At 59.3% G+C, this 26,957-nt stretch carries 31 protein-coding genes, 1 tRNA gene and 1 pseudogene; 18 read left to right on the forward strand and 15 right to left on the reverse strand.

From position 1 onward, the window contains the following. Positions 1 to 44 precede the first annotated feature (44 nt). The 6 genes from ASE80_RS12330 to hemA form a co-directional block, all read right to left on the reverse strand. The gene (locus ASE80_RS12330; protein WP_056859130.1) at positions 45 to 563 is read right to left on the reverse strand and encodes an acyloxyacyl hydrolase; all 519 of its coding nucleotides are present in this window, start codon (positions 561 to 563) and stop codon (positions 45 to 47) included. Between the two features lie 109 nt (positions 564 to 672). Then, positions 673 to 1,467, reverse strand: coding sequence for a glutamate racemase (murI, locus tag ASE80_RS12335; protein WP_056859131.1), 795 nt, complete (start codon positions 1,465 to 1,467; stop codon positions 673 to 675). Further along, positions 1,460 to 2,215 (reverse strand): molybdopterin-synthase adenylyltransferase MoeB, encoded by a 756-nt coding sequence (locus ASE80_RS12340; protein ID WP_056859132.1) that lies wholly within the window; start codon positions 2,213 to 2,215, stop codon positions 1,460 to 1,462. The genes murI and ASE80_RS12340 overlap by 8 nt, the downstream gene beginning before the upstream one ends. Further along, positions 2,209 to 3,039 carry a peptide chain release factor N(5)-glutamine methyltransferase gene (gene prmC / locus ASE80_RS12345; RefSeq protein WP_056859133.1) on the reverse strand — a complete coding sequence of 277 codons (831 nt, stop codon included), beginning with the start codon at positions 3,037 to 3,039 and terminating at the stop codon, positions 2,209 to 2,211. Before prmC ends, ASE80_RS12340 begins: the two co-directional genes overlap by 7 nt. Beyond that, complete coding sequence (gene prfA / locus ASE80_RS12350) at positions 3,040 to 4,122, reverse strand: peptide chain release factor 1 (RefSeq protein ID WP_056859134.1); 1,083 nt, start codon at positions 4,120 to 4,122, stop codon at positions 3,040 to 3,042. It abuts the gene before it with no gap. Further along, entirely contained in the window at positions 4,119 to 5,408 is a 1,290-nt protein-coding gene (gene hemA / locus ASE80_RS12355; RefSeq protein WP_056859135.1) for a glutamyl-tRNA reductase, read from the reverse strand. Before hemA ends, prfA begins: the two co-directional genes overlap by 4 nt. 182 nt (positions 5,409 to 5,590) lie before the next feature. On the opposite strand from hemA, the gene ASE80_RS12360 reads away from it, so the two are divergent. From ASE80_RS12360 to ASE80_RS12445, 18 genes and pseudogenes are all read left to right on the forward strand, one after another. Further along, entirely contained in the window at positions 5,591 to 7,315 is a 1,725-nt protein-coding gene (locus ASE80_RS12360; RefSeq protein WP_056859136.1) for a tetratricopeptide repeat protein, read from the forward strand. 4 nt (positions 7,316 to 7,319) lie between these two features. Beyond that, a complete protein-coding gene (gene lolB, locus ASE80_RS12365) occupies positions 7,320 to 7,937 on the forward strand; it encodes a lipoprotein insertase outer membrane protein LolB (RefSeq protein WP_056859137.1) in 618 nt (205 codons plus the stop codon). 49 nt (positions 7,938 to 7,986) lie between these two features. Continuing rightward, entirely contained in the window at positions 7,987 to 8,790 is an 804-nt protein-coding gene (gene ispE / locus ASE80_RS12370; protein WP_236708827.1) for a 4-(cytidine 5'-diphospho)-2-C-methyl-D-erythritol kinase, read from the forward strand. 37 nt (positions 8,791 to 8,827) lie between these two features. Further along, positions 8,828 to 8,902, forward strand: a tRNA-Gln gene (locus tag ASE80_RS12375). A 46-nt stretch (positions 8,903 to 8,948) separates the two neighbouring features. Continuing rightward, positions 8,949 to 9,890, forward strand: a complete 942-nt coding sequence (locus ASE80_RS12380; protein WP_003208392.1) for a ribose-phosphate pyrophosphokinase — start codon at positions 8,949 to 8,951, stop codon at positions 9,888 to 9,890. Positions 9,891 to 10,029: 139 nt separating this feature from the next. Beyond that, positions 10,030 to 10,629 (forward strand): 50S ribosomal protein L25/general stress protein Ctc, encoded by a 600-nt coding sequence (locus ASE80_RS12385; RefSeq protein ID WP_056859139.1) that lies wholly within the window; start codon positions 10,030 to 10,032, stop codon positions 10,627 to 10,629. 168 nt (positions 10,630 to 10,797) lie between these two features. After that, the gene (gene pth, locus ASE80_RS12390) at positions 10,798 to 11,382 is read left to right on the forward strand and encodes an aminoacyl-tRNA hydrolase (RefSeq protein WP_056859140.1); all 585 of its coding nucleotides are present in this window, start codon (positions 10,798 to 10,800) and stop codon (positions 11,380 to 11,382) included. Positions 11,383 to 11,403: 21 nt separating this feature from the next. After that, entirely contained in the window at positions 11,404 to 12,504 is a 1,101-nt protein-coding gene (ychF, locus tag ASE80_RS12395; RefSeq protein WP_056859141.1) for a redox-regulated ATPase YchF, read from the forward strand. A 316-nt stretch (positions 12,505 to 12,820) separates the two neighbouring features. After that, positions 12,821 to 13,738: pseudogene (locus ASE80_RS12400) on the forward strand (sigma 54-interacting transcriptional regulator); the annotation flags it as partial. A 188-nt stretch (positions 13,739 to 13,926) separates the two neighbouring features. Continuing rightward, positions 13,927 to 14,136: a hypothetical protein gene (locus ASE80_RS12405; protein WP_056859142.1), complete on the forward strand. Its 210-nt coding sequence runs from the start codon at positions 13,927 to 13,929 to the stop codon at positions 14,134 to 14,136. 5 nt (positions 14,137 to 14,141) lie between these two features. After that, positions 14,142 to 14,558 carry a type III secretion apparatus protein RspB gene (locus ASE80_RS31400; RefSeq protein WP_236708826.1) on the forward strand — a complete coding sequence of 139 codons (417 nt, stop codon included), beginning with the start codon at positions 14,142 to 14,144 and terminating at the stop codon, positions 14,556 to 14,558. Between the two features lie 6 nt (positions 14,559 to 14,564). Next, complete coding sequence (sctJ, locus tag ASE80_RS12415; RefSeq protein WP_056859143.1) at positions 14,565 to 15,386, forward strand: type III secretion system inner membrane ring lipoprotein SctJ; 822 nt, start codon at positions 14,565 to 14,567, stop codon at positions 15,384 to 15,386. Between the two features lie 509 nt (positions 15,387 to 15,895). Further along, positions 15,896 to 16,567: a type III secretion system stator protein SctL gene (sctL, locus tag ASE80_RS12420; RefSeq protein WP_330219940.1), complete on the forward strand. Its 672-nt coding sequence runs from the start codon at positions 15,896 to 15,898 to the stop codon at positions 16,565 to 16,567. Between the two features lie 76 nt (positions 16,568 to 16,643). Continuing rightward, the gene (locus ASE80_RS12425; RefSeq protein ID WP_056859145.1) at positions 16,644 to 16,865 is read left to right on the forward strand and encodes a hypothetical protein; all 222 of its coding nucleotides are present in this window, start codon (positions 16,644 to 16,646) and stop codon (positions 16,863 to 16,865) included. A 1-nt stretch (position 16,866) separates the two neighbouring features. After that, positions 16,867 to 17,259 (forward strand): hypothetical protein, encoded by a 393-nt coding sequence (locus ASE80_RS12430; protein ID WP_056859146.1) that lies wholly within the window; start codon positions 16,867 to 16,869, stop codon positions 17,257 to 17,259. Between the two features lie 14 nt (positions 17,260 to 17,273). Then, a complete protein-coding gene (gene sctC, locus ASE80_RS12435) occupies positions 17,274 to 19,415 on the forward strand; it encodes a type III secretion system outer membrane ring subunit SctC (RefSeq protein WP_056859147.1) in 2,142 nt (713 codons plus the stop codon). Then, the gene (gene hrpT / locus ASE80_RS12440; RefSeq protein WP_056859148.1) at positions 19,412 to 19,615 is read left to right on the forward strand and encodes an HrpT family type III secretion system protein; all 204 of its coding nucleotides are present in this window, start codon (positions 19,412 to 19,414) and stop codon (positions 19,613 to 19,615) included. Before sctC ends, hrpT begins: the two co-directional genes overlap by 4 nt. Beyond that, positions 19,612 to 19,983, forward strand: coding sequence for a hypothetical protein (locus ASE80_RS12445; RefSeq protein ID WP_056859149.1), 372 nt, complete (start codon positions 19,612 to 19,614; stop codon positions 19,981 to 19,983). Before hrpT ends, ASE80_RS12445 begins: the two co-directional genes overlap by 4 nt. On the opposite strand, the gene sctU is transcribed toward ASE80_RS12445, so the two are convergent. Genes sctU through ASE80_RS12490 form a run of 9 tightly spaced genes read right to left on the reverse strand, consistent with a single transcriptional unit; the run spans position 19,984 to position 26,956 of the window. Further along, positions 19,984 to 21,081 carry a type III secretion system export apparatus subunit SctU gene (gene sctU / locus ASE80_RS12450; RefSeq protein WP_056859150.1) on the reverse strand — a complete coding sequence of 366 codons (1,098 nt, stop codon included), beginning with the start codon at positions 21,079 to 21,081 and terminating at the stop codon, positions 19,984 to 19,986. Next, positions 21,078 to 21,866 (reverse strand): type III secretion system export apparatus subunit SctT, encoded by a 789-nt coding sequence (sctT, locus tag ASE80_RS12455; protein ID WP_056859209.1) that lies wholly within the window; start codon positions 21,864 to 21,866, stop codon positions 21,078 to 21,080. Before sctT ends, sctU begins: the two co-directional genes overlap by 4 nt. A 10-nt stretch (positions 21,867 to 21,876) precedes the next feature. Continuing rightward, a complete protein-coding gene (gene sctS, locus ASE80_RS12460; protein WP_056859151.1) occupies positions 21,877 to 22,140 on the reverse strand; it encodes a type III secretion system export apparatus subunit SctS in 264 nt (87 codons plus the stop codon). Positions 22,141 to 22,147: 7 nt separating this feature from the next. Beyond that, complete coding sequence (gene sctR, locus ASE80_RS12465) at positions 22,148 to 22,801, reverse strand: type III secretion system export apparatus subunit SctR (RefSeq protein WP_056859152.1); 654 nt, start codon at positions 22,799 to 22,801, stop codon at positions 22,148 to 22,150. Beyond that, positions 22,798 to 23,811: a FliM/FliN family flagellar motor switch protein gene (locus ASE80_RS12470; RefSeq protein ID WP_056859153.1), complete on the reverse strand. Its 1,014-nt coding sequence runs from the start codon at positions 23,809 to 23,811 to the stop codon at positions 22,798 to 22,800. The genes sctR and ASE80_RS12470 overlap by 4 nt, the downstream gene beginning before the upstream one ends. Next, positions 23,808 to 24,260, reverse strand: a complete 453-nt coding sequence (locus ASE80_RS12475) for a type III secretion system HrpP C-terminal domain-containing protein (RefSeq protein WP_056859154.1) — start codon at positions 24,258 to 24,260, stop codon at positions 23,808 to 23,810. Before ASE80_RS12475 ends, ASE80_RS12470 begins: the two co-directional genes overlap by 4 nt. Continuing rightward, positions 24,257 to 24,715 carry a type III secretion system stalk subunit SctO gene (sctO, locus tag ASE80_RS12480; RefSeq protein WP_056859155.1) on the reverse strand — a complete coding sequence of 153 codons (459 nt, stop codon included), beginning with the start codon at positions 24,713 to 24,715 and terminating at the stop codon, positions 24,257 to 24,259. Before sctO ends, ASE80_RS12475 begins: the two co-directional genes overlap by 4 nt. Beyond that, positions 24,702 to 26,060: a FliI/YscN family ATPase gene (locus ASE80_RS12485; RefSeq protein WP_056859156.1), complete on the reverse strand. Its 1,359-nt coding sequence runs from the start codon at positions 26,058 to 26,060 to the stop codon at positions 24,702 to 24,704. Before ASE80_RS12485 ends, sctO begins: the two co-directional genes overlap by 14 nt. Beyond that, on the reverse strand, positions 26,057 to 26,956 hold the full coding sequence (locus ASE80_RS12490) for an FHA domain-containing protein (protein ID WP_056859210.1): 900 nt from the start codon (positions 26,954 to 26,956) through the stop codon (positions 26,057 to 26,059). The genes ASE80_RS12485 and ASE80_RS12490 overlap by 4 nt, the downstream gene beginning before the upstream one ends. Position 26,957: the final 1 nt, after the last annotated feature.

Here is a 26,957-nt window from a genome sequence, read left to right on the forward strand (position 1 = left end):
CGCAGGCAAGCCAGCTCCCACATGGTTTGGCGCAGGCTTGAGCGTTACAACGGGTAGGTGTAGTGCAACGAGTAGCTCTCTACCCCGTCGTTATTGCTGCTGATGCCCGCATTGGAATAATGCGTGGCACGTATGCCCACTTCATGCCCGCCGGCAAAGCGCAAACCAAAGCCCAGGCGGTCTTCGAACTGGAAGGCCTGGCCGATGTTGTTGTCTTCAACCCGCGTGCGTGAAAACACCGCCACACCGATACCCGCTTCGATGTAAGGCTTGACCTTCTCCCCGGCAAACTCATACACAAACACCGGCGAGAACGACAGGCTGCTGACACTCGCGCGTTTGTCGCCGTCCCAGTAAGTGTAAGCGCCACTCCAATAGCCGGTCAGTCCGCCCGTATCACTCTGCCACCAGCTTTTATCCCAATCCGACGTCAGCCCCAACCGATAGGTCATGGTCGAATCGCTGGTACCCCCCACCCCAAATTCCAGGCCGGCGGCCTGGGCCGAAACTGAGTGTCCCACCACCGCGGCCGCAATCGCAGCCAAACAGAACAAGCGCTTCATAAGAGCACATCCTTTGAGATCGAAGTTGTATGGTTTTTACAGGCTAACGCTATAGAAGCTTGCGCGATGCCAGAAGTTCAGCTTCTAACCGCGATGTTTCACGAATTTTTCACAAGCCAAAATTACGCACAACGCCAGGAGATTTCCAGAGTGTCGGTAGGATATTTCTTAGGTGATCGACGTCGCCGCTGGTCCAGAACTGCGCTGACTCAGGATTGCCAGGCGACAGCAGGTCACGCTCGCCCAACAGACGCTTGAGCTGGCGGGCCACGGCAGCGCCGGTGTCGATCAGGACGATGCTGGGGGGAAGCATCTGTGCCAGAAGCGGCTTGAGGAAGGGATAGTGGGTGCAGCCGAGGATGATGGTGTCGCAACCTGCGCTGAGCAGCGGGGTGACATAGCCCTGCAACAGCTGGCGCAGTGCGGCACTGTTGAGGTCACCGGTTTCGATCAGTTCAACCAACCCCGGACACGGCTGGGTAATCACCCGCACATCGGTGGCGAAGCGATCGAGCAGCGCGGCGAACTTGGCGCTTTGCAGGGTGCCGGTGGTGGCCAGCACGCCGACCACGCCGCTGCGGGTGGCGGCCGCCGCCGGTTTGACCGCAGGTTCCATGCCCACCAGAGGCCAGTCGGGATAGTCCTGGCGCAAATCAGCCACGGCGGCGACGGTTGCGGTATTGCAGGCAATCACAAAGGCTTTGGCGCCTTTTTCGCGGAAAAACTCGGCGACCAAACGGCTACGTTCAAGAATGAACGCCGGGGATTTTTCACCGTAGGGGATATGCCCGCCGTCAGCCACGTATAACAACGACTCATGGGGCAACAGTTGCTGAATTTCATCCAGCACCGACAGGCCGCCGACGCCGGAATCGAACACACCGATGGGCGCGTCCTTAACCATGGGCCGTCCCGCAAACGCTGCAGCCGGGGTCGCGCTTGACGCGTAGCTCGCGAAAACGCGTGGTCAAGGCATCGATCAGTAGCAAACGCCCCACCAACGGCTCACCAAAACCTGCCAGCAACTTCAAGGCTTCCAGTGCTTGCAGGCTACCGACCAGCCCGACCAACGGGCCGATTACGCCGGCTTCGCTGCAGGTCAGTTCGGTGTCGCTGCCATGCCCATATAAACAGTGGTAGCACGGGCTTTCGGCGCGCCGTGGGTCGAAGACCGACAATTGGCCTTCCAGGCGAATGGCTGCGCCGCTGACCAAAGGCTTGCCCGCTGCAACGCATGCGGCGTTTACGGCCTCACGGGTAGAGAAGTTGTCACTGCAATCGAGCACCACATCGACCGCAGCCACTGCGGCGGCGAGTGAGTCGGCATCCAGCGCAGTGCGATGGGCGACCAACGCGATTTCCGGGTTGATGGCGGCCAGGCGGCGCATGGCCGAGTCGACCTTGGTCTGCCCGACGCTGTCGGTGTCGTGGATGATCTGGCGTTGCAGGTTGGTCAGGTCGACGGTATCGAAGTCTGCCAGGTGCAACTCACCCACACCGGCGGCGGCCAGGTACAGCGCGACCGGCGCGCCGAGCCCACCGAGGCCGACGATCAGCGCGCGGGCGTTTTTCAGGCGCAATTGGCCGTCGATGTCGACGTGCTGCAACAGAATCTGTCGGCTATAGCGCAACAGCTCCTGGTCGGTCAGCACGGGCGGCGCCCCAACGTGATGCGTTCGTGGCCGCCGAGGTCGATGCGGCTGTGGACCTCATCAAAGCCCTCACCCGACAACAAATCACGTACCGCCGCAGCCTGGTCGTAACCGTGTTCGAGCAGCAACCAGCCACCGGCATTCAAGTGGGCCGGGGCCTGGGCGATGATCAACCGCAAATCGTCCAGCCCATCATGGCCTGCCACCAAGGCACTGGCGGGCTCAAAGCGCACATCGCCGGCCACCAGATGGGGATCGTTATCGGCAATGTAAGGCGGGTTGCTGATGATCAAGTCGAAGTGCTGGCCTTGCAACGCGCTGAACCAATGGCTGTTCAACACCGTGGCGTTCTTCAGGTGCAGGCGCTGGCGGTTGCGTTCGGCCAGGGCCACAGCTTCGAGCACACGATCGACCGCAGTGACCTGCCAGGCCGGGCGTTCGCTGGCCAGGGCCAGGGCGATCGCGCCGCTGCCAGTGCCAAGATCAAGCACCCTGGCAGGCGTGGCCGGCAGCAATTCCAGCGCTGCCTCGACCAGCAACTCGGTTTCCGGGCGCGGAATCAGCGTGTGCGGTGCGACCTCCAAATCCAGCTTCCAGAAGCCCTGCTGGCCGAGGATGTAGGCCACCGGCTCACCCGTGCGACGACGCTGCAGGTAACCGGCAAAGGTCAGCGCGTCTTCGCTGCTGACGATTTTTTCCGGCCAGGTGTGCAGGTAGCTGCGCGATTTGCCCAAGGCAGCGGCCAGCAACAGCTCCACATCCAGCCGCGCGGTGGGCGAGTCTGGCAGGTCGGCGGCGCGCAGGAGGCTGGCAATAATGGTCATTTATTCACCTATCGCCGCCAATTGATCGGCCTGGTATTCGGCCAGCAAAGGTTCGATTACCGCGTCAACGCCACCGGCGAGGATCTCGTCGAGGGAATACAGGGTGAGGTTGACCCGGTGGTCGGTGACCCGGCCCTGGGCAAAGTTGTAGGTACGGATGCGTTCGGAGCGGTCACCCGAGCCCACCAGCAACTTGCGCTCGCTGGCAATTGCATTGGCGGCGGCGCTGGTCTGCTGGTCGTTGAGCTTGGCCGACAGCCAGGACATGGCCCGCGCACGGTTTTTGTGCTGGGAACGTTCTTCCTGACACTCGACCACGATGCCCGATGGCAAGTGGGTAATGCGGATGGCCGAGTCGGTCTTGTTCACGTGCTGACCACCGGCGCCCGACGAGCGGTAGGTGTCGACACGCAAGTCTGCCGGGTTGATCTCGATGGCTTCCTGCTCGTCCGGCTCGGGCAACACGGCCACGGTGCATGCCGAAGTGTGGATACGGCCCTGGGATTCAGTTGCCGGAACCCGCTGCACGCGGTGCACGCCGGATTCGAATTTGAGCTTGCCGTAGACGTTGTCACCTTCGACCCGCGCGATGACTTCTTTATAGCCGCCGTGCTCACCGATGTTCTCGGACAAAATCTCGACCCGCCAGCCACGTCGCTCGGCGTAGCGCGAATACATACGGAACAGGTCGCCGGAGAAGATTGCCGCCTCGTCGCCACCGGTGCCGGCGCGGATTTCGAGGAACACGTTGCGTCCGTCGTTCGGGTCTTTGGGCAACAGCATGCGTTGCAGGTCGCCTTCGAGCTCCACCAGCTTGTCTTTGGCTTCGCGGACTTCTTCCACGGCCATTTCGCGCATGTCCGGGTCGCTGTCCTTGAGCAGCGCCTGGGCGCCCTCGAGGTCGGCCTGCACTTTCATCAGGCTTTTATAGGTGGCCACGATAGGCTCAACTTCGGCGTACTCCTTGGAATAGGCACGAAACTTGGTCTGATCGGAGATGACTTCGCCATCGCCGAGCAAGGCGGTCAGTTCTTCGAAACGGTCCTGGAGCACGTCCAGTTTATTGAGCAGTGACGCTTTCATTGCGGTTTTTTATCCGAAGAGCTATCTGACGCGCCCTCACCGAGGGCAAAGAGTTCCTGGGCCATGGCCAGCGCATCGAGGCGGCCTTCGGCGGTAAGCTTTTTCAACTGAACGCTGGGGGCGTGGAGCAATTTGTTGGTCAAGCCACGCGCCAGTTGCATCAGCACCTCTTCGGCGCTGCTGCCGTTGGCCAGCAAACGCTGGGCCTTGATCAATTCTTCATCACGCAGGCGTTCGCCCTGCTGACGATACGCCTTGAGCACATCGACCGCCGCCAGCTCACGCAGGCGCACCATAAAGTCTTCGGCACCGGTGCTGACCATTTCCTCGGCGGCCTGGGCGGCGCCCTGGCGACTCTTGAGGTTTTCGGCGACCACTTCGTGCAGATCGTCGACGCTGTAGAGGTAAACGTCGTCCAACTCGCCGACTTCAGGTTCGATATCGCGGGGAACGGCGATATCCACCATGAAGATCGGTTTGTGCTTGCGCAGCTTCAATGCACTCTCGACCGCGCCTTTGCCCAGGATCGGCAGCTGGCTGGCGGTGGAGCTGATGACGATATCGCTGCGCACCAGCTCGGCCGGGATGTCCGACAGCAACACAGCATGGGCGCCAAACTGCTCGGCCAGGATGCTCGCGCGCTCCAGGGTGCGGTTGGCGACCACAATACGCTTGACGCCCAGGTCGTGCAGGTGGCGGGCGACCAGGGTGATGGTTTCACCGGCGCCGATCAGCAGCGCCTGGCTGCGCTGCAAGTCACTGAAAATCTGTTTGGCCAGGCTGACGGCGGCGAACGCGACGGACACCGGGTTTTCACCGATGGCCGTGTCAGTGCGCACCTGCTTGGCCGAATTGAACGTGGCCTGGAACAAACGGCCAAGTAACGGGCCGACGGTGCCGGCCTCGCGGGCCACGGCGTAGGCGGATTTCATCTGGCCGAGGATTTGTGGTTCGCCCAACACCAGCGAGTCGAGCCCTGCGGCGACGCGCATCATGTGACGAACTGCCGCATCCTCTTCATGCACATAAGCACTGGCGCGCAGGTCGTCGAGGTCCAAATGGTGATAATCGGCCAGCCAGCGCAGCACCACATCCGCCGAAAGATGTTCCTGCTCTATATAAAGCTCGCTGCGATTGCAGGTCGAAAGGATCGCAGCTTCGCGGCTGTCGGTGAGCCGGCAGAGCTGCTGCAAGGCCTCAACCAACTGCTCTGGCGTAAACGCCACGCGCTCGCGCACGTCTACGGTTGCAGTCTTGTGGTTAATACCGAGTGCGAGGAAGGCCATTCAATATCGCTGATGATGTCGGGAAGCCGACAATTGTCCTACTTCGAAAGATCCAGAACAACCACCGTCGTCTATTGTCCTAGTAGCTTGTGCCTATAAAGGCGCCCACTGAGACTCGGTTATGTTTGGCCGAAGGCTTGTGTCATGATGATCCGACCGCAGGTTAGTCGTCCTCTTCCTATATGAATAGATCTTCCGCGTTGCTCCTTGCTTTTGTCTTCCTCAGCGGCTGCCAGGCCTTGGCACCCGTGTCGCCGGACGGTACGCCGCCGGTCGAAGACAGCACCCCAGCCCCTGAAAAGCCCAAGGTTTACTCCTCGTTCAATGAAGAAACGATCTATAGCCTGCTGACCGCCGAACTCGCTGGCCAGCGCAATCGTTTCGATATTGCCCTGGATAACTACGTGACCCAGGCCATCAATACCCAGGACCCGGGCATTTCGGAGCGTGCGTTTCGCATCGCCGAATACCTGGGCGCTGACCAGGCCGCGCTGGACACCTCGCTGATCTGGGCGAAAAACGCCCCGGACGACCTGGAGGCGCAACGCGCGGCGGCTGTGCAACTGGCCCGCGCCGGGCGTTATGACGACTCCATGGTCTATATGGAGAAAGTCTTGCAGGGCAAGGGCGACACGCATTTCGACTTCCTCGCGCTGTCGGCGGCCGACACCGACCAGGACACGCGCAATGGCTTGATGAAAAGTTTTGACCGCCTGCTGCAAAAACATCCGAAGAACAGCCAGCTGATTTTCGGCAAAGCCTTGCTGCTGCAACAGGATGACGAAGCCGACGCCGCCCTCAAGCTGCTGGAGCAGAACCCGCCGGAAGACGGCGAGATCGCCCCGATTCTGCTGCGCGCACGCTTGCTGCAAAACCTCAATCGCGGCAAGGAAGCGATTCCACTGCTGGAAAAAAGCATCAAGAAGTACCCGGGCGACAAGCGTTTGCTGCTGACCTATGCGCGCATGCTGGTTGAGCAAGACCGCATGGAAGACGCCAAAGTGCAGTTTGCCAACCTGGTCCAGCAATACCCTGACGACGACGAGTTGCGTTATTCGCTGGCGCTGGTGTGCCTGGAAGCCAAGGCCTGGGACGAGGCCAAGGGTTACCTGGAGGAGCTGATCGAGCGCGAAAGCCATGTGGATTCGGCGCACCTGAACCTCGGCCGCATCGCTGAAGAACGCAACGACCCGCAGGCTGCACTGCTTGAATACGCCCAGGTCGGCCCCGGCAATGACTACCTGCCGGCCCAGTTGCGTCAGGCCGATATCCTGATGAGCAACGGCCGCACCGACGAAGCCGAAAAACGCCTGGCGGCGGCACGCGCTGCCGAGCCGGACTATGCGATCCAGCTGTACCTGATCCAGGCCGAGACGCTGTCGGCCAACAAGCAGGGCGAACGCGCCTGGAAATTGCTGCAACAAGCCTTGCTGCAATACCCCGACGATTTGAACCTGCTGTATACGCGCGCCATGCAGGCGGAAAAACGCAATGACCTGGCGCAGATGGAAAAAGACCTGCGCCTGATCATCAAGCGCGACCCGGACAACGCCATGGCGCTCAACGCCCTGGGCTACACCCTGTCGGACCGCACCACGCGTTACGCCGAAGCCAAGGTGCTGATCGAACAAGCCCACAAGCTCAACCCGGAAGACCCGGCCGTGCTCGACAGCCTGGGGTGGGTGAATTACCGCCTGGGCAACCTGGACGAAGCCGAGCGCCTGCTGCGCCAGGCACTCGAACGCTTCCCGGACCAGGAAGTGGCCGCTCACCTGGGTGAAGTGCTGTGGGCCAACGGCAAACAGCGCGAAGCGCGACAAATCTGGGAAAAATTCCTCAAGGAACAACCCGAAAGCCCCATCCTGCGCGGCACCATCAAGCGCCTGACCGGATCCGAGACCCTTTAAGCTTATGTTCTTGCGCCACGTTATTGTTTTCAGTTTCATCGCCCTGCTCGCCGGTTGCGCGGGCATCGGCAGCCGCGAATCCGTTGAAGGCCAGGGCAACCCGGCGCAATGGCAGCAGCATAAGGACCAGCTCAGCAGCATCGACGGCTGGCAGATCGACGGCAAAGTCGGGGTGCGCGCACCGAAAGATTCCGGCAGCGGTACGTTGTTCTGGCTGCAACGCCAGGACTATTACGATATTCGTTTGTCCGGACCGCTGGGCCGTGGCGCAGCACGCCTGACCGGCCGACCAGGGCAAGTAAGCCTGGAAGTGGCCAACCAGGGCCGCTATGAGGCAGCCACGCCGGAAGAATTGCTGGAACAGCAGATTGGCTGGAAGCTCCCCGTTTCGCACCTGGTGTGGTGGGTACGCGGTTTGCCCGCGCCGGACAGCAAAAGCCGCCTGAGCCTCAACGGCGACAGCCGCCTGGCCACGCTTGAGCAGGATGGCTGGCAAGTCGAGTACCTGAGCTACGTGGAACAGAGTGGCTACTGGCTGCCTGAGCGCATCAAACTGCATGGCACCGACCTTGACGTCACGCTGGTGATCAAGGAATGGCAACCGCGCAAGCTGGGACAATAACGTGACCTCAGAACGCTTGACGCTGCCCTCTCCGGCCAAACTCAACCTGATGCTGCACATTCTTGGGCGCCGTGAAGATGGCTACCACGAACTGCAGACGCTGTTTCAATTTCTCGATTACGGCGATGAAATGACCTTCGCCGTACGCGACGATGGCGTGATCCAGCTGCACACCGAATTCGAAGGCGTGCCCCACGACAGCAATCTGATTGTCAGGGCGGCGAAAAAACTTCAGGCGCAATCCGGTTGCTCGCTCGGTATCGACATCTGGATCGATAAAATTTTGCCCATGGGCGGCGGCATCGGTGGTGGCAGCTCAAATGCCGCGACCACCCTGCTCGGTTTGAATCACTTGTGGCAACTGGGCTGGGACCACGATCGCCTGGCCACGCTGGGCCTGACACTGGGCGCCGACGTGCCGGTTTTCGTGCGTGGGCACGCGGCTTTTGCCGAAGGCGTCGGGGAGAAACTCACCCCGGAATACCCCGAAGAGCCGTGGTATGTCGTGCTTGTTCCGCAAGTATCTGTAAGTACAGCAGAAATTTTTTCAGATCCACTGTTGACACGTAACTCTCCTCCCATTAAAGTGCGCCCCGTTCCCAAGGGAAACAGTCGAAATGACTGCTTACCGGTTGTAGCAAGGCGTTATCCAGAGGTACGTAACGCTTTGAATTTGTTAGGTAAATTTACCGAAGCAAAATTAACCGGAACTGGAAGTTGTGTGTTTGGGGGCTTCCCAAGCAAAGCTGAAGCTGATAAAGTCTCGGCCCTTCTTACAGAGACCCTTACAGGGTTTGTAGCAAAGGGAAGCAACGTTTCGATGTTGCATCGCAAGCTGCAAAGTCTGCTCTAAAAGGAACCGAGTACTGGGTACTCGTTGCAACAGATACAGGGGCGTCGCCAAGCGGTAAGGCAGCAGGTTTTGATCCTGCCATGCGTTGGTTCGAATCCAGCCGCCCCTGCCATTTTCTAATACTCATCCAGGTTACCCTCAGCCTCTAGGTACTGCGCGTGTCCAAGATGATGGTCTTTACGGGGAACGCCAACCCCGATCTGGCTCGACGTGTCGTACGTCAGCTGCATATCCCTCTCGGTGACATCTCTGTCGGTAAATTCTCCGACGGCGAAATTACAGCCGAGATCAATGAAAACGTCCGCGGTAAAGATGTTTTCATTATTCAGCCGACCTGCGCTCCGACCAACGATAACCTGATGGAACTCGTCGTGATGGCTGATGCCTTCCGCCGCTCCTCAGCGACTCGAATCACAGCTGTAATCCCTTACTTTGGTTATGCCCGTCAGGATCGCCGTCCGCGTTCCGCACGTGTGGCTATCAGCGCGAAAGTCGTGGCTGACATGCTGACCGTGGTAGGTATCGACCGTGTTCTCACGGTTGACCTGCACGCTGACCAAATCCAGGGGTTCTTCGATATTCCGGTAGATAACATCTACGGCTCCCCGGTACTGGTGGATGACATTGAAGACCAGCGCTTTGAAAACCTGATGATCGTGTCCCCGGACATTGGTGGCGTCGTGCGTGCACGGGCTGTTGCCAAATCCCTGGGCGTGGACCTCGGGATCATCGACAAACGCCGTGAGAAAGCCAATCACTCTGAAGTGATGCATATCATCGGTGATGTCGAAGGGCGTACCTGTATTCTGGTTGATGACATGGTCGACACCGCCGGCACCCTGTGCCACGCGGCGAAAGCCCTGAAAGAGCACGGTGCAGCAAAAGTCTTCGCCTACTGCACACACCCTGTGCTGTCGGGCCGAGCGATCGAGAACATCGAGAACTCCATGCTGGACGAACTGGTGGTGACTAACACCATCCCGTTGTCCGCAGCAGCTCAAGCCTGTTCGCGTATCCGTCAACTGGATATCGCACCGGTAGTTGCCGAAGCGGTTCGCCGCATCAGCAACGAAGAATCGATCAGCGCGATGTTCCGATAAGGGTCAAACCTTACGAAACATCCCACTGACGAAAAGCGCCCCGCCCCAGCATTCTGTTGGGGCGGGGCTTTTTTGCCCATATCGCCTTTAGCGCTGGTCGCAAACGCTGGGGCGAATGTGGTTATTTTGGAGATACAACATGAACGATTTTACTCTGAATGCTGAAGCGCGTTCCGACCTGGGGAAAGGTGCGAGCCGCCGCCTGCGTCGTCTCGCAAGCCTGGTTCCAGCTGTAGTTTACGGTGGCGACAAAGCCCCTGAATCCATCAGCATGCTGGCCAAAGAAATCGCCAAACTGCTCGAAAACGATGCTGCTTACAGCCACGTTATCGAACTGAACGTTGGCGGCAAAAAGCAAAACGTGATCATCAAAGCTCTGCAACGTCACCCGGCCAAAGGCCACGTGCTGCACGCTGACTTTGTACGCGTTATTGCCGGTCAGAAACTGACCGCTATCGTTCCAGTTCACTTCGTTGGCGAAGAAGCTCCGGTCAAGAAAGGCGGCGAAATCTCGCACGTCCTGAACGAAATCGAAGTGACCTGCCTGCCGAAAGACCTGCCTGAGTTCATCGAAGTCGACCTGTCGGCTCTGGAAATCGGCGACATCGTTCACCTGTCCGACCTCAAAGCCCCTAAAGGCGTTGAGTTTGTTGCACTGGCTCACGGTGATGACAAAGCTGTTGCAAACGTTCACGCTCCACGCGTTGCACCAGAAGCTGAAGAAGGCGCTGCAGAGTAATTCACTCTGTATTGCCGGAGCTTGAGGAAACATCGCGGACCGGAACGTAGCGAGAAAGCGGGCGATAACGCGGCGTTTACTCTTGAGTAAATGATCTTTTGTTGTCCACTTTCGCCGCACGCAGGTGTCGGCGATGTTATCCACAACTCCAAAGGAAGGGCCCCTGTCGTGACTGCCATTAAACTGATCGTTGGCCTGGGAAATCCAGGCGCCGAATACGAACAGACCCGGCATAACGCGGGGGCCCTTTTTGTTGAGCGTATCGCCCACGCGCAAGGTGTAAACCTTGTGGCCGATCGGAAGTATTTTGGCCTGACCGGGCGCTTCTCGCACCAGGGTCAGGATATTCGTCTGCTGATTCCCACCACCTACATGAACCGCAGCGGCCAGGCTGTCGCGGCGCTTGCGGGCTTCTTCCGGATCAAACCCGAAGAAATCCTGGTGGCCCATGACGAACTGGACCTGCCACCCGGTGTTGCCAAGCTCAAGCTCGGCGGCGGGCATGGCGGGCACAACGGCCTGCGCGACATCATCGCGCAGTTGGGTAATCAGAATAATTTTTACCGTCTGCGGCTCGGCATTGGCCACCCAGGCGTTGCCAGTATGGTTTCAAATTTCGTCCTGCGTCGTGCGCCACGCGCCGAACAGGAAAAACTCGATGCCAGCATCGACTTTGCCCTCGGCGTGCTGCCGGATATCTTCGCCGGTGAATGGAACCGTGCGATGAAAAACCTGCACAGCCAGAAGGCCTGACTCTTACCGAGGGGAAACATCATGGGATTCAATTGCGGCATCGTCGGCCTGCCCAACGTCGGCAAATCCACTCTGTTCAACGCCCTGACCAAGTCCGGTATTGCGGCGGAGAACTTCCCCTTCTGCACCATCGAACCCAACAGCGGTATCGTGGCCATGCCGGACCCGCGCCTGCAGGAGCTGGCGGCTATCGTCAATCCCAAGCGCATCCTGCCGACCACCATGGAATTCGTCGACATCGCAGGCCTGGTGGCCGGCGCGTCGAAAGGTGAAGGTCTGGGTAACAAGTTTTTGGCCAACATCCGCGAAACCGATGCCATCGCCCACGTGGTCCGCTGCTTTGAAGACGAGAACGTGATTCACGTCTCCAACAGCGTCGACCCGAAACGCGACATCGAGATCATCGACCTGGAACTGATCTTCGCCGACCTCGACAGCTGCGAAAAACAACTGCAGAAAGTCGCGCGTAATGCCAAGGGTGGCGACAAGGATGCAGTGGTCCAGAAAGGCCTGCTGGAGCAGTTGATCGCCCACTTCACCCTGGGCAAACCCGCACGCAGCTTGATGAAGAGCATGAGTGCCGACGAAAAAGTGGTGATCAAAGGCTTCCACCTGCTGACCACCAAGCCGGTGATGTACATCGCCAACGTCGCTGAAGACGGCTTCGAGAACAACCCGCTGCTCGACGTGGTCAAGGCCATCGCCGAGGAAGAAGGTGCGATCGTGGTGCCGGTGTGCAACAAGATCGAAGCGGAAATTGCCGAGCTGGATGACGGCGAAGAAAAAGACATGTTCCTCGAGGCCCTCGGCCTGGAAGAGCCTGGCCTGAACCGTGTGATCCGCGCTGGCTACGAAATGCTGCACTTGCAGACTTACTTCACCGCCGGTGTTGAAGAAGTCCGCGCCTGGACCGTCAAGGTCGGCGCCACCGCGCCACAGGCCGCCGGCGTGATCCACACCGACTTCGAAAAAGGCTTTATCCGCGCCGAAGTCATCGCCTACAACGACTTCATCCAGTACAAGGGTGAAGCCGGTACCAAGGAAGCCGGTAAATGGCGCCTGGAAGGCAAGGAATACATCGTCAAGGATGGCGACGTGATGCACTTCCGTTTCAACGTGTAAGCGTCACCCGCGGTGCTTGCCGCAAACAAAAAGCCGGTGCACTGCACCGGCTTTTTTGTGGGCGCTTGCTTAATGAATACCACGTCAACCCTATTACTCTTTTTTTGAAAAATCCATTTTAATCTCCAGCGCTTTAAGTTTAATCCTACATATAAGAACACTCTTTTCAGACACTAAAACTTGCAACTAGCGCCCTATCGAAAAACCAACGAACAGCAGGACTTTTTCTTACTTAAACAGCCGTGACAACCTGAATAAACTGCGGTCTACTGCGCCCAATTAAATACTCCCCTACCCGCGATGAAGTGACAGTACCATGTCGGCCGCCCATCAAAATGAAAGTGAATCAGATGTCCCGTTCATTGAGGACGCCAACATCGAGAGCACACTCGATGCAACGGCGACTCTTAATGTCGACATTCTGCTACTGGGGGAAACCGGCACCGGCAAGGACACCTTGGCACAGCGTATTCATCGCTTGTCCGGCCGCCGTGGCAACTTCGTGGCGGTGAACTGCGCGGCCATCCCGGAAAGCCTCGCCGAGAGCCAGCTCTTCGGCGTCAACGCGGGCGCCTATACCGGCGCCGTGCAGTCAAGGGCAGGCTTTATCGAGACCGCTCACCTGGGCACCTTGTACCTGGATGAAATCGACAGCATGCCACTCTCGCTTCAAGCCAAGCTTCTGCGCGTGCTGGAGACACGTAGCGTGGAGCGCTTGGGGTCCACTCGCGTGATTACCGTGGACATGCGTGTCATCGCCTCCGCGCAGCAATCGCTACACAATATGGTCGAGCAAGGCACATTCCGGCGGGATCTGTACTTTCGACTGAACGTGGTGAGTATGCACCTGCCGCCCTTGCGCCAAAGGCGTGAGCGCATCACGCCTATGTTCTTGCGCATGGTGCGACAGGAAGCCGCTTATTTCGCATGCCCCGCGCCAGAGCCTTCCAGCGCCCTGCTGCAACAATTGCTGTGCCACTCCTGGCAAGGCAACGTGCGCGAACTTCGCTCCAGTGCCAAGCGCTTTGTCCTGGGGCTGCCTGCGCTTGCCAAACAGGCCATCCCCCTTGAGCCAGAGGCAAAAGGCCTCAAAGAGCGCCTGCAGCATATTGAAAAGTCGCTGATTGAAGAATCACTGCACCGCAACGAATTCAGCGTGGATGCCGTCGCCAGCGAGTTGGGGATTGCCAAACGCACGCTCTATTACCGCATGAAACAATTAGCGATATTACTGACACCGACGACACAGCTTGAAACATCTAGCCGGAATGACCTTGGAACCGACTCGCTCCAGTCCGCCACCAAAGATAGGCAAAAAGTTCTATCGGCAGTAACTAAACTGGGTGCTATCGAACTTCCCGAAGCGTCAATAGCTCGCCATAAACCAACTGATAAAACCTTGAAAAAATACGGAGTCACCTCATGAGCAATGTAAGCGGATACAACCCTTTCAGCAGTATTTTTAACATGACGGGTTCCTCAAGCGACACAGCTGATCGGCTTGAAAGTGCTAAAGACAAATCCTTGGAATTAACCGCTCAAGCAGCAGAACTTTCAGTCATTACACAAAGCATGAAAGTAACAACGACGTTCCAGCAAGGCCTTAAAGACATCGGCAACGGTATACGCTAATAAAAATGGCCTCTTCTGAATCAAAAGAAGAGGCTGTTTCTCCAGAGAGATTCAACATGCAAATAGACGTGCGAAAACCATTGGCGGGCGCATCCTCGTCTCGCAGCGCCGATGAAAACGACAGCGCCGGGTACCAGTCCGACATCGATTTCTTTGGCGCGGCACTCTCGGCCAGCCCTGCGTCAGCCTCCCGTTCACAGCAAGCCGGCCTGCCCAACCTGTTGGAACAAGCCTCAGTGCAATTGGACTTATCGAAGAAGCGCATGAGTAAAGGTCTGCAAGCCTTAAGTAAAGGCAACAACGAAAAATTGATGCTTGATTATCCGCGGATGCTTTCCAACACGGTGTTGACCACACAAGTGCTGGTCAAAGGCCTGGGCTCAACCGTTCAACTCGTCGAAAAAATATCCAACCTGCAGTAGGTCAACATGACGCGTGCACTGTTCACCGCAATAATCTTATCGTTGGCAAGCCTGTTGAACGGTTGCGGCGACAGCGTCGAACTCCATCGCCAACTCTCCGAACAAGAAGCCAACGAGATCATCGCCGAGCTGGCGGACAAACATATACGTGCGCAAAAAGTGCCGGCCAAGGATGGGGTCAGTGTCCGTGTGGATGCGGCCGATATCGGCGGCGCCGTTCGCACACTGGACGCCGTAGGCCTGCCCAAGCCTAAACGTGCCACCATGGGCGATACCTTTCGCAAGGAAGGGGTCATTTCCACACCCCTCGAAGAACGAGCCCGTTACATTTACGCGCTTTCCCAGGAACTTGAGGCAACACTGTCGAATATCGACGGCGTGATTGTCGCCCGTGTGCATGTCGTACTGCCCGAACGCATAGCGCCGGGTGAGCCCATACAACCTGCCTCCGCGTCGGTTTTTATCAAACACGACCCGCGCCTGGAACCCGACAATATTCGTGGCCGCGTACGCAGGATGGTCGCCAGCAGCATTCCTGGCATGACGACGGCGGTCGACAACGCCCATAAGCTGACCGTGGTATTTGTTCCGGCAACGGTCCTTCAGGAACAACGGCGCCTCACCTATTTCGGCCCTTTCCTGATGCAGGAAAGCCAACTGGCTTTTTGGCGCACAATCTTGATAGTGCTTACACTCGGTTTAGTGTTGGCGCTGATTGCCGGGGTCGTATTCATACAAAAGCGCAAACAACGACTTGCTCGGGCTGCGCTCGGTGACGGCGCCACTGAAGCACTTACGGACTCACCGAGACCGTCTGCGCATGAGTGACGCGTTGACGTGGGTTCAATGGTGGGCCTTCCCCTGGCGCTCGGCACACTCGGACTGGGGTGACTTTACGCAGGACGCGCTTTTTCGCAGCCACCATGCATCGGCCTGCCGTCGATTAGATATCACTCCCTGTCTGCCTGTACCGCCCAGCTCCACCGTGCTTCAACTGGCCCTCATGCCGACACCAGCCCTTGATCGAGCGCTGGCACTCGTTGACCACATAAGCCACAACGCCGCCAGGAGCCCGTTACCCGAAAACGAGAAACTCTGGTGCCGACGCCTTTACAAAGCGCTGCCTCCCACCGCGCTGACATTCGATGATGATGCACCACTCCAGCTGTTACGCCTTTGGGTTGAACCTGCCACCTGGCAACGCTTGCGGTTGCGCTTTCCCCAACCGCGAGTGTTCGAGCTGGAAAAAAATGCGCACACCTTCAAAGACTCTCGCGCCCGACTCGACACACTCTGGCAAGCCGTGGTGTGGCGTATCAAGGCCATGCCGTGCGGCAGTGCCTCCGCTGATTCAAACAGGTTGGACACAAGCGATGTTATGCCACCGGAAAATTAAGTTACACACCAGCGCCTCATCCCCGCCAAATACGCTGATATCGCGGCAAACCCTCGAAGAAAGCGGCCAGGCCAGCTCGTTATTGAACCGGGCCAAGGCGCAGGCCGAAGAGCAACTGCGCCAGGCGGCACAACAGAGTGAAGTCGTACTTGAAGAGGCGCGCCTGGAGTTCTGGCGGCGTGCCCTGGCTCAGCTTCAACGCTGGGAGCATGATCGCCAAGCGATGTGTGACGCACTGGAGCACTACGCGACAACGGTTACAAACAACGCCATACGCTATTTGCTTGACGAGACGCCCGACCCGCAAAGGCTGGCGGCCTTGCTGAAACACCTGCTGGCCAGCCAACTGCCCCGCGCCGAGGCCGCGTTGCTATGCAATCCCGCTGAGCTGAACGCGCTAACCCCCCTTTTTGCGCATCCCCATGAATCCCTATGGACGATTCGCGCCGACGAAACAGTCCCGCCTCAGACGTTAGTGCTGAAAACCGACGAAGGCGACTTTCGCATCGACTGGGCCTCAATGTTCAGTTTGTTGCTGGCGCAACACAACAAGGACGCGCAATCGCAAGCCGTCTTTGCCGCTGATGGCTACGCGTCACAAGACGCCCAATGAGCAGAATTATAGAAATACTCTGGAACTGATGGCCATTCAACAACCACACAGTTCGAACACAACCGGAGTAACGATCATGACTGAATATGCCACGTTGAGAACCCAGTTGATTGGCACTGTAAACGCCAGTAATCGCCAGTATGACTCGTTCATGAGTGATATCGAATCAGCCACGGGAGACCCAATGGCCTTTTTTGACGCCATGTTCAATAAGCATAAATCCAACAGTGCGACGCTTGAATACGATCGCGCCCACCATGTCATTATGAAAACGGCCATTGACAGTTTGCGAGGCTAGGTTGAGCGAGCTGGTCATTGATTGGGCGCAGAGCAACGAGGCACAGCTCACGCTGTATGAAGAAAACAACACGATTTGTCTGCAGCGTCATACCCAAGCCTTGCTGATCAGTGCCCAGCTGACTGAAAGCGCGCCCGGCAACTCACAGCTGCAAACCTGGATGGGCCTGGGGGGCCACAGCCTGAACCATTTTCAGGGAGCGCTGGCCATGGCCCCTGAAAGTGGCGCGCTATGGCTGCTGCAAATCCTGCCTCCCATGTGCGGCACGGAACAGCTACTGGCGAGCCTGGAGTCATTGCTCAATCAGCGCGACATTTGGCGGACCCTCGCCGCGCGTCTCTCCCGGCCAGCCCAACGATTCAAACCCAGGCCCCTGGGTCAGCTCCTGTACTAACCAGAGAAACCTCCATGTCTAACGAGAACCACAAGCACGATCGCTTGCGCGCAGGCTCGCCTGCGGACATCACACACCGAGCCCGTTGGCGAGGTCTGTTAATGCTGCCCTGGTTGTTCGTGCCATGGGGAAGCACGCTCGCGGCCATTCCACCCGAATGGAAAAACACCGCCTATGCCTATGAAGCCCAACACAAACCCCTGCGTGAAGTGCTGGAGGATTTCGCCCAGACCTTTGGCATACAACTGCAAGTCGAGGGCCTGCTGGACGGAACCGTCAATGGCAAGATACGCGCCAATACCCCCCAGTCCCTGCTCGACCGCCTCGGTGTTGAGCACCGCTTCCAGTGGTACTTGTACAACAACACGCTGTACATCAGCACGCTGGACCAACAGGAGTCGGCACGTCTGGAGGTTTCCTCCGAGACCATTTCCGATCTCAAGCAGGCACTGACCGATATCGGCCTGCTCGACAGTCGTTTCGGTTGGGGTGAACTGCCCGAAGACGGCGTTGTGTTGGTCTCGGGGCCCAGGCGTTACATCGAACAGATCAAGCAATTCAGCAGCCAACGCCGTGTCCCGGATGAAAAACAGAACGTGCTGAGCTACCCGCTTAAATTCGCCAACGCAGCCGACCGTGTAGTGGAATACCGCGGTGAGAAACTCACGATTGCGGGCATTGCCACGATGCTGCGCGGGTTGCTGGAACCACGCACATCCTCGGTATTGTCAGACGCTGGCCAAGCGCCCCGCACGTCGTCACAAAACGCGATGGTGACGCCGAACATGCCTCGCCTGAATAACCCGCTGCTGGAGCAAATGCTCGGTACGGCCGCGAACTCGGGGCAACTGCAAACCGGTGCATCGCTTACCCCGCGCGCGCCACGAGCAACCAGTAAAATCCGGGTGGAAGCCGATGTGCGCAATAACGCGATTCTGATTTACGACCTGCCCGAACGCCAGGCGATGTACCGGGAGCTGATCACTCAACTCGACGTCGCGCGCAAACTGGTAGAAATCGACGCAATCATCCTCGACATCGAGCGCACGCAGTTAAACGCGTTCGGTGTCACCTGGGGTTTTCAAAACAGCCGTTTTTACGGCTCCACCGGCGTAGCACCCGGCACCACCTCACAGCTAGTCATTGAAAACCGCGAAGGTTTCTTCGCTAACGTGCGCGCCCTGGAAGCTCGCGGGCTGGCCACGCTGGTCTCCAACCCGTCGGTGCTCACCCTGGAAAACCAACCGGCGGTCATCGATTTCAACCGTACCCGGTACCTGGTGGCCGGCACCGAGAACGCCACCATTTTGCCCGTGACTGTGGGTACCAGCTTTCAGGTACTGCCCAGGGTCATCACCAGTCGTGGCAGCCACCAGATTAATCTGGTGGTGGATATTGAAGACGGTAACTTCAACGAAATCACCCCCTCGCTCAAAGAACTCGATGTACGCCGAGGCAAGGTCAGCACCCAAGCGGTGATGGCAGAAAAACGCTCACTGGTCATCGGCGGGTTCCACGTCAGCAATAACACCGACACGCAAAACAAGGTGCCCGTACTGGGAAGTATCCCGCTGCTGGGCAAAGCGTTGTTCTCGTCTACGGAACGGCTGAACAGCCGCCGCGAACGCTTGTTCATCCTGACCCCTCGGGTCATCGGCGACCAGGCCGACCCGTCGCGTTATCTGCCCCAGGAAGACCAGGCCCAATTGCAGGCTGCCTTGAAGCCCCTGGCACGTCGCCTTGCGCCGCATCAGCCGCCGATCAAACGCAGCGATATCACCGGCACCCTCGCGTGGTTGGTCAGCGGGCAAGTGCCCGACGGCTTTACGGCCGGGCCAATGTCCCTGGGTCTGGACACTTTATGCAGCACCCGCGAGCTGCTGAACCTCAACACCGACCGCAGCCAGTGGTACAGCGGCCCACAGTTCAATGTGGCGGTGGTGGTGCTGCGTAACCAGTTCAAACGCAACGTGCGCATTGATGAAAAGGAATGCAGCACCTCGCAGACCCTGGCCGTGAGTGTATGGCCGCGCGCCTGGCTCAAACCGGGTGAAGAAGCCGAAGTGTTCATTGCGATGCGGCCCGTCGAAAAGGATGAGCATATCGGCGTAACGCGCCCTTCCCTCCTGACCCCCACACAGAAGACCACACCATGAAACATGCAATCTTGTGCACCGCCCTGGTCGGCGCAGTGTTGCTCGTCGCCGGTTGCACGCCAACCTGCAAGGGCGACTCCTGCTCCCGCCCACAATCGAGCGCCGACACGCTGGTGGTCTGGTGGCCCCCGCAGATGCGGGTCGACGCGGGCCCGTCCGGCGAACGCTCGGACTATCAGACGGTATCACTGGAACGATGATTGCGAAGCAAGTGCCTGGCGATGAGGGCAAGCGCCAGGCGTTTGTGGACAGCCTGGAGAGCGGCGAACCCGCTCTCCAGCCGCTGTGCCCGGGCATCCAGTTGTGCACCCTGACGCTCGGCGCACGCCAAGGGCTGAGCCTGCAAATAGCCCGCGAAGCGTTGCAGGCCGGGCAGTTGCAGCGTGTATTGGAACGTCGCTTTGAGCAGGCCATCGCCTTCGCTGGCTGCTTTCCCTGCCTCGACTCCCTCGGCGCGCTGGTGATCTGGCATGCGCTGCCTGCCTCCCGCAGCGCACGTGAACAGGCCATCAGCCGGCTGCTCTCGCTGGCCAACCTTGAAGCGCTGGATAAACAGCGGACGCGCTGATCAGCGCCGCTCAAGCTCCGGCAACTCCAGGGTTTCACGTTTGGCTTCATCATCCAGTTCGCGCAAGGTGCGGTAAATCAACGCCACCGCCTGCAAGGTTTCGCGTGGGATGCTCGCACCGCGTTTTTTCTCATACAGCGTGCGTGCCAACCACACGCATTGGATCACCGGCACATCGGCGGCCTTCGCGCGGTCGATCAATGCGCGCGCCTGTGCGTCCGTGCCCTTGTCTACGAGCAACGGTAACGGCGTTTTACCCGGCCGGTAATACAGGGCGACAGCAAAGTGCGTCGGGTTGACCACCAGCATATCGGCCTCTTCAAGCTTGGGCAGCTTGACCTTCGGCTCCTCCTGGGCCAGTTGGTACGCGAGCTGACGGCGTTGCCCCTTGACGTGGGGGTCGCCCTCCATGTCTTTGTACTCTTTGACCACCTCAACCTGAGTCATACGCATGCGCTGGGCGAAGAAGTACTTCTGCAGGGTCAGGTCAATCAGTGCCAATACCAGTAACAACGCCAGGCAGGCATGCAGCAAATGCCGAAACAGGGTGATGAGGGCCACGATGTAACTGGCCAAGTCGCTGCTGGCAAGGTTGATCAGCGCACTCAATGAGGGGCCGATGACCACGTACAGGATCAAGCTGAGGAGCAACGCCTTGACGATGCCCATCAACAGGTTCATCAACGACTGCTTGGAGAACATTTGCTTGGCTTGGTTGAGCGGGTTGAGACGGTTGAAATCCAGCCTCAGGGTTTCCGGGGCGAACAACAGCCCGAACTGCATCCAGCTGCTGATCAGCTTGACGGCAATCGCCACGCCCACCATCAACAGCGCGAAGGAGAAAAACACCACCAGGGCGTCCATCAGCACTTCTTCCAAAGCGCGCACAAATGGCTGACCGAACCGCGACATCGGCAGCACCATCAACTGCTGAAACCGTTGCATGCTGGTTTCGGCGGTGAGCAGGGCAATTTCACTGATGGCGGTCAGCACCAGTAATTTGGGCACGTCCTGACTTTGCGCAACCTGGCCTTTCTTGCGCTGGTCGCGCAGTTTCTTGGCACTGGCCGGGTGTTTCTTTTCCCCCGAGTCACTCATGGTGCCGACACCTTGAACATCAAGCCCAGCGAATGTTTAAGATCACCCAGCAGCACCATGCGCCCGACGATCAAGTCCTGCAGCAGGGAAAAGTACAGGATCAAAATGCCAATGCCCGCCAGGCATTTGACTGGCGGAGCCAAGGTGCTTACCTGCAACTGCGGGCTGTAGAGGCCAAGCAAGGCAACGCCGAATTCCAACAGCAGCAACACTGCGATAAACGGCGCCGCGTACAGCATCATGTGCGTGAAGGTATCGCCCAGCAGTTCGACAAAGGTACTGAAGCCGTTGACGCCCAGCACCGGAAACCAGGCCGTCGGGGGCCAGATCTGATAGCTGTCCCAGATCACTTGGGTCATTGCCCCCAGCCCCAGGGTGATGATTAACAGAAAGATCGCCAGCTCCTTGAACAGGTGACCGATGGGGGTGGCGTCCGGGCCGAGCGAGGGGTTGAGTTGGCCACCGGCCAAGGCACCACGCTGGTTATCCAGCAGCGCCCCCACCGCCTCAAACATCCAGAACGGCATCGACAGCAAGACGCCGAGCAAAAAACCCAGGATGGCCTCCTTGAGCATCACCGCCACCAGCAGCATCGCCGAGTAGTCGACACCCGCCATCGCCGCATGGATGCCAGGCGCGGGCATCAGAGCCATCACCATGACAATGGTGTGCCTGGGCATGCCACGGATGTGTTGGAAACAGAACGCTGCGACCAGAAACGCGCAGGGATAAATGCGCGCCATGCCAATCAGCAGGCTGGGCAGGAACTCCAGGTAAAGCAGCACAGGCATTCCCTCAGTTCAGCGCCGAACGGCCGATCATGTCGAAGGTCAGGTTGATCAGCTGGATCAACTCCACGCCAATCCAACGCCCGGTCATCGCAAGCGTGATACCCACCGCCACCAGCTTGATACCAAACGGTAAGGTCTGGTCCTGAATCTGCATCAAGGCCTGCACCAGCGAGGTCAGCACACCCACCACCACCGCCACAATCAGCGGCGGCGCCGACAACACCACCACCAGCAACATGCCCTGCTTGAACAGCACGATCGGGTCCATAAAGGGCTCAGAGGTAAGAAAGGAACAAGCTGTCGAGCAGCCGTGACCATCCGGAGACGAGCACAAACAACAGCAATTTGAGTGGCAGGGAAATGGTCATGGGCGAGACCATCTGCATGCCTAGCGCCAGGAGCAGGTTGGAGACAATCAGATCGATCACGATAAACGGGATGTAAATCAGAAACCCGATCTCGAACCCTGCCTGCAACTGCGACAACACGAATGCCGGAACCAGCAGGATGAGGTCCTCACGCTGGACGTCCTGAGCCATCTGCGCCGGCCACATGCGTGCGGTATTTTCCAGCAGGTGCGTGAGTACATCCGGGTCGACGTTGCGCAGCATGAAGGTGCGCAACGGCTTTATCGCTTCAAGACCGGTCTGCTGCAGCGTCTGTACGTTGGCCAGGTTCAGCGGCGTGACCTTGACGGCCTCGGCGATCTCATAGCCGACGGGCGCCATGATAAACAGCGTCGCCGCCAGCGCGATGCCGTTGATGGCCATGCTCGGCGGCACCTGCTGCACACCGATGGCGTTGCGCGTGATCATCAGCACAATCACGATCTTCAAGAACGCCGTGCACACGATCAACAGCATGGGCATCAACGACAATGCCCCAAGCATCAGCGCAAGAACGAGAGGATCTACACCCTGAAAGTTCATCGGGAAAACAACACGCGGGTCAACTGCAGGCCGAGCCGCCCATCGACTTCTACCAACTGGCCCTGACCGATCGGGCGGTCGCCGTAATACAGCCCGGCCATTCCAGGCGCATACCCCGAGATCCCCAGCACGGCACCGCCGGTGAGGTTGCGCAGCTCGCCGAGGGTCAGGTTCAGGGTGCCGCAACGCACGTTGAGGGCCATGCTCAACTCATCGAAAGGCTGGTGGCCAAAGACATCCTCAACCGGTTCATGATCCTCCTGCCCCAGGTAGTGCGAATCTGCAAAATCTTCGTCCACAAACGTGTCCTCAATAGAAGTAAGGGTCAGGCACAACGGCCCGGAGTCATCATCAATACGCCCATGCAGGCGGTGCCGGCCGACCTGCATATAGCCGTCGCCCTGAACGTTAAAAAAGCTCTGCTCGAACACCAGCACATCACCGGCCCGCACACTGCCCACTTGCGCAACAGGCAATTGCAGGCGCCCAAGCGGCACGGCAACCGCCACTTGAAACCGCGCCGGCAGAGGCCCGGCGATAGGCCGCCAAGGACCGGCTTCGCACAGTGCGAAAAAACTCTCGGGGGACAGCCACAGATAGCTCACCACCCTGGAGGCCCCCAAGGTCACCGTGAGGCGGCAGCCAAAGCCTGATGGCTGCTCGTACACGCGCAACCGCAGGTAACCCAGGAGCTCGCGCACCTGCGTACTGAGGTGGTGCTGGAACACGTCCCAGAACCATGAGTCCGGGTCGTTATCAGACAGCGCCAGTGTCACCGGGCACTCGCCCAAAAGGCTCAACAACGGCCCCGGCTCACCGAATGCCAGCAGCCCGCAGGCCGTTTCGAAGCTCAATGGCCGCGCGCCCACCGGTTCGCGCCCAGGTTCAAGCAGCAGTTCGCCGAGTTGCTGCGCCACCTGGAACGGCAGGCGCAACCCAAGCCCCAGTCGCCGCCGCGCCGCCACCGCATCGCCCTTGATCGTGGGCAGGCTCAGTAATGACGCCATCATGCCGACCCCACGCTTGCCACGTTCACGCGCACGGGCAAGCCCAGGCTCTGTGTGAGTTCCTCCTGGAACCGCTGGCGCACACCGCCGAGCCATTGCGCGGTGGACGCTTCCTCAGCCGCCAGCTCGATATCCCATGCGCCTTGCTCACGGCGCACACTCGCATTGATCCGTCCCAGCCGTGGCAAGTACAACACCGCCACCAGCGGCCACTGCGAGGCGCCCAGCACTCTCGGCACTATTTGGTCGGTCAATGCCTGGATCATCGAGACCTGGGTTGAGGCTTTGTGCCCTGCCAGTGAGGCACCGCCCCCGCCACCGCCTTCATCAAACAATTGGGTAAACAGCCGCACGTGCTCCCACGGCGCCACTTGCCCAATGGCCTGTGTATGTTCGTTGCGCGGGGCACGTGGGCGCAGGCGTTTGGGCGCACCGCCAGAGAACTTGATCATGAGGGCTCCTGTGCCAGCAAACCGGACAATTCCTGCAGCTTCTCGACTTGGCGCAGGCACAACGTGACCTGCTTCTGGGCGCTGCCGATTTCAATCTCCTGCTGCGCGCGCTGGTCTTGCAGTTCGTGCAACTGGCCTTCTTCTCGTCGGGTGCTGGCGGACAAGGTTCGCTCCTGGGCACCCCAGGCTTTGATCGCCTGAAAGGTCAGCACCTGGCCCTGGTGCTCGCTGAGCAATTGCGCACTTTGCTCGGCCTCCTCCAGCCGCGTCTGCTCCAGGGCGTGCTGAGCCTGGTGGATACTCGCTTGCAAGGCCTGCTGGGTTCTTTTGGCCTCACGCAGCGCGCGTTCGGCGCGGTCTGCGCGATGCCTGCGCAAGCGTCGCAGGGTTTCGATTTCGCCGAGCAACATGTCCGGCGGCATCGACTCAGCATGATCCGACTCAGAATGGGACATACGCAGTCAGCTCCGTCAGTTGTTCCAGGGTCATCGCAATAGACGTGGGCTCGCGCAAGTCCTGGCGCAAAAAACCATCGACTGCCTGACGGCTGTCCACTGCCATATCGGTCAATGCATCGCTGCCGGGCTGGTACTCACCCAGCTTGAGCATCAGTTCAATTTGCTGGTACGCCGACAGCAGACGCCGCAACGCCGTGCCGGCCTGGATATGTTCAGGTGCAGCGACGTTGCTGAGTATTCGTGAAAGGCTGGCCAGCACATCGACCGCCGGGTAGTGGCCGCGCTCAGCCAGCTTGCGTGACAACACGATGTGACCATCGAGCAGCGAGCGCACCTCATCGGCCACCGGATCGCTCATGGAGTCCTGCTCGATCAGTACGGTGTAGATCGCCGTGATAACACCTTCACGGGTCAGGCCGGCACGCTCGACCAGACGCGGCAGCAAGCTGTACACCGACGGTGGCAAACCACCACGGCCCAAGGGTTCACCGGCCGCCAGCCCGATTTCGCGTTGGGCCCGGGCAAAGCGCGTCAGCGAATCGATCAGTAGCAGCACCCGTTTGCCTTTGCGCCGAAAACCTTCGGCCAGCGCGGTCGCGGTAAAGGCGGCCCGGGCCCGCTCCATACTGGACCGGTCGGAGGTGGCGCAGACCAGCACCGCCTTGGCCCGTAGCTGCTCATCCAGTTCGTGGTCAAGAAACTCACGCAGTTCACGGCCCCGTTCGCCGATCAAACCGAACACAATCACATCGCACTCAACGTTACGGGCGATTTCGGCCAGCAGCGTCGTCTTGCCACAGCCCGCGCCCGCAAACAGGCCGACACGCTGGCCCTCGCCCAGGGTCAACAGACCGTCAATGGAACGCACACCCGTGGCCAACGCCCGGTTGATGCGTGGCCGCTCCGTGGGCAAAGGGGCTTCACACAAGACCGGGCTGGCGTCAGCGCTGGCGGTTTCGGCAAACGCACTGGGCCCGTCGCCTGCGATCGGCCGGCCAAACCCATCCAGCACCTGGCCCAGCAAGTCATCACCCACCCTGACCCGATGCGGCACCCCCAGGCGCTCCACGCCGGCGCCCACGCGCACGCCTTCCAGATTGCCCAAGGCACTGAGCACCGCATCCTGCTGATCAAAACCGATGATTTCGGCGAGCATGGTGTCGCCGGGGTTTTTTTCGACCCGGCACAAATCACCGATGCGTGCCTCCGGCAGTCGGCATTGCAGCAACATGCCATTGACGCGCTGAATACGGCCACGCTGGGCCACCGGCGCAAAGCGTGTCATCGCCTGGGCCTGACGCTGCTGCCAGGCGTTCAGACGCTCTTGCAGGTTATCGCTCACCAGCGCACCTCATACCGTTGTGCGCCATCAAATACCACCTTGTTGTTGTCGATCAGTACCAGACGCAAACCCTCGACTTCGTCCCCCACAAAGAGTCGGTCTCCTTGCTCCAGGACCACGTGGCCATTGGGGCCGCCGACGATCTGCAAAATTTTGAACGGCAGCGTGCCGTCGCTGGCCCGCACGCGACTCAACACGGGCACGGGAGTATCAAACTGCTCGCCAAAACGACTGAGCATGCGGGCCACCAACTCCACATCATCCTGGGAGACTTCGCCGTCCAGGACCATCTGGCCGTTGATCACCAGCAAACTGACCTTCTGACCCAGTTCGCGCTCGCTGAGCATTTTCAGCAATTGCTGACGTACCTCGAAGGGCGAGGCCAACTCGCGCTTTTGCTCGCTGGCCGGCATCAAGGATGCCTGCGCCTCACGGTCGCCCGTGTAGGCGATTCCCACCGCGACGAGAACCACGGCACACGCCAGCACCAGGCTGATCAACTGCTTCTGCCGCGACGGTGTGAGGGAAGACAACGCCAGCGCCGCCGGGGCTTCACTGGCAACAGCCGAAGGGGCGTGCTTTACAGCAGGCGCCTGGGACCAGGGCTGGTCAGCCGGCGTGACGCACAGACGAACGGCGCCGATGAAAAAAGGTGTGTTGAGTGCCAGCTTGGCGAGCTGCGCATGGACCAAACCATCGGCCCCCTGGAGCAACCCTGCCTCTGCCTGCACCGACCAGCCTGCATCGCTGAGTCGCAGCCTCGCATGATGCTCGGCGATCCCGGCGTCGGTCAGCAGAAGGTCGGCGTCGGCATGGGCACCAATGCTCCATTGGTCGCCGAACAACGGCAGCGCGGCGCCTTGGTGCAAACCTTCCAACACACGCAGCTCGAACATC

This window comes from Pseudomonas sp. Leaf15 (assembly GCF_001421425.1).
Taxonomy (GTDB): domain Bacteria; phylum Pseudomonadota; class Gammaproteobacteria; order Pseudomonadales; family Pseudomonadaceae; genus Aquipseudomonas; species Aquipseudomonas salomonii.